Source organism: Acetobacter tropicalis (assembly GCF_001580915.1).
GTDB classification, from domain to species: Bacteria; Pseudomonadota; Alphaproteobacteria; order Acetobacterales; family Acetobacteraceae; genus Acetobacter; species Acetobacter tropicalis.
Genome location: NZ_LHZQ01000064.1, coordinates 1 through 1,339 on the forward strand (window position 1 = coordinate 1; position 1,339 = coordinate 1,339).

Annotated in this window: 2 protein-coding genes; one reads left to right on the forward strand and one right to left on the reverse strand. The window is 52.4% G+C overall.

The window, feature by feature from the left end:
- A partial coding sequence (locus AD944_RS00410; protein WP_156477217.1) for a transposase occupies positions 1-268 on the forward strand: 268 nt, incomplete at its 5' end.
- A 36-nt stretch (positions 269-304) separates the two neighbouring features.
- Here AD944_RS00410 and AD944_RS00415 read toward each other — a convergent pair.
- On the reverse strand, positions 305-1,228 hold the full coding sequence (locus AD944_RS00415) for a replication protein RepA (protein WP_045543165.1): 924 nt from the start codon (positions 1,226-1,228) through the stop codon (positions 305-307).
- Positions 1,229-1,339 lie beyond the last annotated feature (111 nt).

Here is a 1,339-nt window from a genome sequence, read left to right on the forward strand (position 1 = left end):
CGAGGTCTTCATCGCCGACAAGGCTTATGATGCCGATCCTCTCATCGAAAAGCTTGAAGAGCGGGGGATCACACCGGTTATTCCGTCAAAGAAAAACCGACGCAATCCACGGAAAATCCTCTTCTCGCTTTATAAAAAACGAAACATCATCGAACGCTTCTTCGCCAGACTTAAACAGTTCAGGGGTATTGCAACACGATATGACAAGCTGAAGTCAACTTTCCTCGCAGCCGTGCAATTCGTGTCCGCCATCATTGGAATTAACTGACGACACACCCTGACAGCTAGTTGGTTAGCGCCGGCTTTAAGCTCTTAAAAGCTTTGGAGGGACTGGGGACGGCGAGGGGAAGAGTGTCACTCCCTGATCGCCGATCTCGACCTTTGCATCAGGATATACAGCCAATGCGAGTGAGAGAGCCTTCACCCACTTCGCCTTAAAATGGTAAAGTTCCTTGTAAGTCGACCCAAACTGGGGTTTGAGCGCCGCCCAGGTAAGAAGTTTCTTGTCTTCGAGAACGTGCAGGCGATATGCGAGCCAAATGTAAGCGTCGAGCGCGGCGGAATTATTTGATAGGGCACGGACAGCGGCTTCCTGAATAGGAACTGGATGCTTTTTCAGCTGTTCGAAATATCCTTCCGAAAGCTTTGCCACTTCGATTACCTGACGCCCGTCCGCCAAAGTCTTATCGTCGATAAATAATGCGCCATCGACAATGGCTTGGTTAACAAGAGCGTTTGCGCCTCGCCCGTCTTGGATATGGAAAGACATACGGCAGCGGCTGATCCTTTCCGCTTGGTCCCGAACCGATCTCGCAGCGCTACCGCTGGGAGAAATTCCAATCCGCTTCATCCATTGACGCAGACTTTTCCCGAGCTCGATCTCCCTTGAGTTCGTGCGAATTGCTTCGGTTTGGAGGAATAAAAGAATCAGACGTCCGTGAGCGCCAAAGGGAACACCGACGTGTTCAAGCTCGTTTGTATCGCCAACCGGCCGAAGGCCGGGCTGGATAATCAAACGGACACGCTCCGAAATCATTTGCCAAGGCTCGGAGGAGGGTAACCGCCGATGCGGAAGAGCGCACTGGGCCCAACCGGAATAGATAAATCCTAAACCGTTGTCTTCGTCCGACATGTAAGTCGAAGCAGCTTCGACCAGATCGCGATCCAGCCCAAATTCTAACGCCCCTTGCTTCCCTTTGGAATCGAGCAGGTGGTGGATCGTGGCCATGTGCGGGCTCCCTGAACGCTGTCACGATAGTGGCATACGTAAGAGTGCGTGTCAGCGTGTGATTTGGTGAGATGCTTCTTGAGCAGGTATGCCCCAGTGCCCCGTCATCCA

Excerpts from the sequence above, each read along its gene's own strand:
- AD944_RS00415 (WP_045543165.1), bottom strand. The coding sequence starts at position 1,228 with ATGGCCACGATCCACCACCTGCTCGATTCCAAAGGGAAGCAAGGGGCG.